Genomic DNA, 3,307 nt, shown 5'->3' with positions numbered 1-3,307 from the left:
ATTCAAACAGTGCAAATATAAAAACATGGGGGATATATTTGTTTGATGGAAGACGACTTAGTTATTCTGATAAAAAAAATTTTAGAATCAAAATTAGAAGTCGGTAAGGAAGTTGGTATCATCTCCTATAATGAAACGCCCATAAAGCAAATTATCCTTAATGGGATAACGACCATTTCTGCAGATTTTAAATACATGGGGCAAAGAGCTGCGGAAATGATTATTGAAAAACAATTGGAACATTCTTCCGTTCCTTTTTACTTAACCCTCCGTGCTTCTTTATAAAAACACGGCAGTGCCATCAATGAACGTAGAGGAGTTAGGTCGCTTTTGATGTAAGGTTATATAGACGAAGAAGCTGCTATTTCTTTCAACAAACTCTTGATGTAAAGATTCAATTCCCATTGTGAGGCAACAGGCGCATTATTTCTTTTGTGCGTCCACATATAGGGTGGTGGGCCAAATTCAGTGGTGAAAGTAAGGCGGGAAGTGCCTTTATTTCGGTGGCTTTCAATAATTCTTGACCACCACGTCGAAAACTGGTTCAAGGATTCAGACCATGCCGGAAGGCGCGGGTCTGGCACCTGCGGCCCCTGGGGATGACCAACTCTCGCGTGAACGTGAATCGTGCGCTCAATGGCTTGCTTCAATGTGCTTTCAAAATACGGTAGATAGCTTTCTGTAACACAAACCCAATGTGACAAATCTGCAGTTATACGCATTTGTTTTCTCTTATTAAACAACTGTTGTGCATTTCCGGGAGAAAATGCCAGGCGTCCACGGTGGGTTTCGTGCGCAACGGCAATGTTACTTTTGTGCTCAAACATAAAGGCGGTATCAAGCACCTTTAATTGATCTTGCAGGGAAAATGAATCGCGCCCGGAATGTGAGTTGATAAGTAAGGGGTTCGTTTCTGCAGATAGTTGCAGATAATAATCAAATGATTTGCAGAATTCTTTTATATTTTTCCCTTCAGCCTGATATTGTTGACTGACCATCGTCAAATCATATTCTTCAAGTAATCTCCTTAGCCGGACTCTTCCTTTTCTATCTGGCGGTACCCATGTATCAATGCCATCAAAACCTGATTTTTTTACCTTATCTAGGAAATCCTCCATATCTAAATGTTCAAACCCCCATTGTGGACACAGTATACGTAACGCTAGCGATTCCATGGAAATATTAGTGGATTTTGATGGTCATCATTTAGAAGATCACCGGGCTTTAAAAGTTGGACCTGTTCATCAGTAAGGATGTTTTGTATGCCATTAAAAACTGCCCCATCCGGCATGTACGCGCAAGTCATGGCTCTTCTGAAACCGTTAGTCATATTGGCGCCGGCTCCATGAATGGTTAGGCCATTGTGAAAAGAACAGCTGCCCGCTTTCATAGGGGCCGCAACAGATCTACCTTTTCGGAGTGTGGGATAAAATTCGAATATGGCATCCATGTTTTTTCCGATTCCCGGGTTCTCGAACCCGGTTTTGTGACAGGATCCTGGAATGAAATATAGGCATCCGTTTTCTAGCGTTGCATCATCTAACGCAACCCAGATAGAAAGGGCGCGTCGGTCACTAAATGACCAAAACGGGGTATCGAGATGCCAGGACGTTGGATTAGCCCACGGTCTTTTGATTAATGCCTGATCATGCCAGATTCTCGTTCCCTTCCAATCCGCAAGTTTTGCAACCATTTGGCCGATTTTATCATTAAGCATTATCTTTTTTATTTTCTCATTGCTTTGCCAAAGGTTCAACATTTGGTCAAACACTTTTGCGAAATAATCATTCTCTTTGTTAATGCCGTCGTCCTCACCGATCTTCGCTTCCTTGCCGGGTATTTTTCGACCTTTGCGTTCGCTCACTGCTTCCGTTACCGCTTCGCGCCATTCTTCCAATTCTGCTGGACTAAGGAAATTTTCAATGACAAGATAACCTTCCCTTTGATAATGCTCAATTTGTTCTTTGGTTAAAAAAGTGTTCATGATAATAATTTTGTTTGCTATCGTTTAAATATTAGCAGCTTTTGCTCGCTGTTGCGTATCTAAATGGACTGTAGTTGTAAGGAGCGTACTACCTGTCCAACAAGTATATGTATTTATTCCCAAAAATATTTTCTTTTGCTGTAATGGTAGAATCCAAGCCTATTAATTCTTTGTACTTTCTGTCAGTTCTAGGAAATCTTTGGAGAATAAGATTTTCGTAAAAAATCTGTTTACTTACATGCGGCGTGCTTTAACTCTTTTTCCCTTTTTAATAATAAAGTTGTCAGCTTACACGCTATCAACAGATACTTTTTTGCATTACAAATGTATCCACTCGACAGCTTTGCTATGGGCGCCGGATTGCACTATTGACAAATAAACTTAGAAAAATTGTTTGCGATAGACTTTTGGAGAAGTCCCTACTTTCTTTTTAAATATCTTGGAGAAATAATAGATATTCTCAAACCCAGTTTGATCTGCCACTTCTTCTATATTGAGCAGTGTTGATTCTAGCAGTTCTTGTGCGCGTGTGATGCGTAAATTCAGATGATACTGATTGGGCGAAAGACCTGTCATAGCCTTAAACTTTTTTCTAAAAGCAGAATAACTCATGAGTAATTGTCTTGCCAGATCGGGCATGTCTACGCAACGTTCCAAAGACTCCTGTAATAAAAACATCGCTTTGGCAATAGCTTTTTCAACTGGATTTTTATCATATTGGTTATTTACAGACATGGTATTGATTAAGCCGAGCATTTGAAGTGTTAGTCCCGCAATTTGCTGCGAATAGCCTATAAATGACGATTGTACAGCATCAATCATCTTTTGAAAAAGCAATAGCATTTCTTTATTGAGCCCTATCTCATGACAGGGTTGTTTCGGATGAGAAAATTTTCGTTTCATTAATTCGTCTATATAATAGCCGTGAAAACCTACCCAATATTCCTCCCATCCCGATTGTATATCGGGCTTATATCGGTGCCAAATACCAGGATAAAGAAAAAAACATGTCCCTTCTTTAATATCTATTGACTCAGTAAGCGATGAACAGAAAACGCCCTTTCCCCTGGAAATAAAAACTATATAATAATCATTAAGTATTCTTCCTCTATTCCAGGTGAGTTGATGACTTTGCGGATGGTTCTTATTCGGATAGGGTTCATTGGGTGTGATATTTGAATAACCAACCGTGGTTACATATAAACCCCAATCCTGTTCAATGGGACTTATATTGAGGTATTTAAAAAAACTATTGTTCATAAATAAGCTGCTTTAATTCAAGGTAGTTTTATAAAAATTGCTTTTTGCCCTTTGTAGAAAATT

At 39.4% G+C, this 3,307-nt stretch carries 4 protein-coding genes; 1 reads left to right on the top strand and 3 read right to left on the bottom strand.

Translation table 11 applies throughout. The annotated features are described in order from the left end of the window. Nucleotides 1-45: 45 nt before the first annotated feature. Nucleotides 46-285: a substrate-binding domain-containing protein gene (locus ACQR30_RS04200; protein ID WP_429731709.1), complete on the top strand. Its 240-nt coding sequence runs from the start codon at nt 46-48 to the stop codon at nt 283-285. 56 nt (nt 286-341) lie between these two features. Here ACQR30_RS04200 and ACQR30_RS04195 read toward each other — a convergent pair whose 3' ends face one another. The 3 genes from ACQR30_RS04195 to ACQR30_RS04185 all read right to left on the bottom strand — a co-directional run bounded on the left by ACQR30_RS04195 (nt 342) and on the right by ACQR30_RS04185 (nt 3,244). Further along, on the bottom strand, nt 342-1,175 hold the full coding sequence (locus ACQR30_RS04195; protein ID WP_429731707.1) for a sugar phosphate isomerase/epimerase family protein: 834 nt from the start codon (nt 1,173-1,175) through the stop codon (nt 342-344). Then, a complete protein-coding gene (locus tag ACQR30_RS04190) occupies nt 1,163-1,984 on the bottom strand; it encodes a phytanoyl-CoA dioxygenase family protein (protein WP_429731704.1) in 822 nt (273 codons plus the stop codon). Before ACQR30_RS04190 ends, ACQR30_RS04195 begins: the two co-directional genes overlap by 13 nt. 381 nt (nt 1,985-2,365) lie before the next feature. Beyond that, nucleotides 2,366-3,244: a helix-turn-helix domain-containing protein gene (locus ACQR30_RS04185; RefSeq protein WP_429731701.1), complete on the bottom strand. Its 879-nt coding sequence runs from the start codon at nt 3,242-3,244 to the stop codon at nt 2,366-2,368. Between the last annotated feature and the right edge of the window lie 63 nt (nt 3,245-3,307).

The sequence above is a fragment of the Arachidicoccus sp. genome (genome assembly GCF_050436765.1).
GTDB lineage: Bacteria > Bacteroidota > Bacteroidia > Chitinophagales > Chitinophagaceae > Arachidicoccus.
The sequence above is the reverse complement of the archived record's forward strand: the minus strand, read 5'-3'. Positions and strand labels throughout refer to the sequence as shown.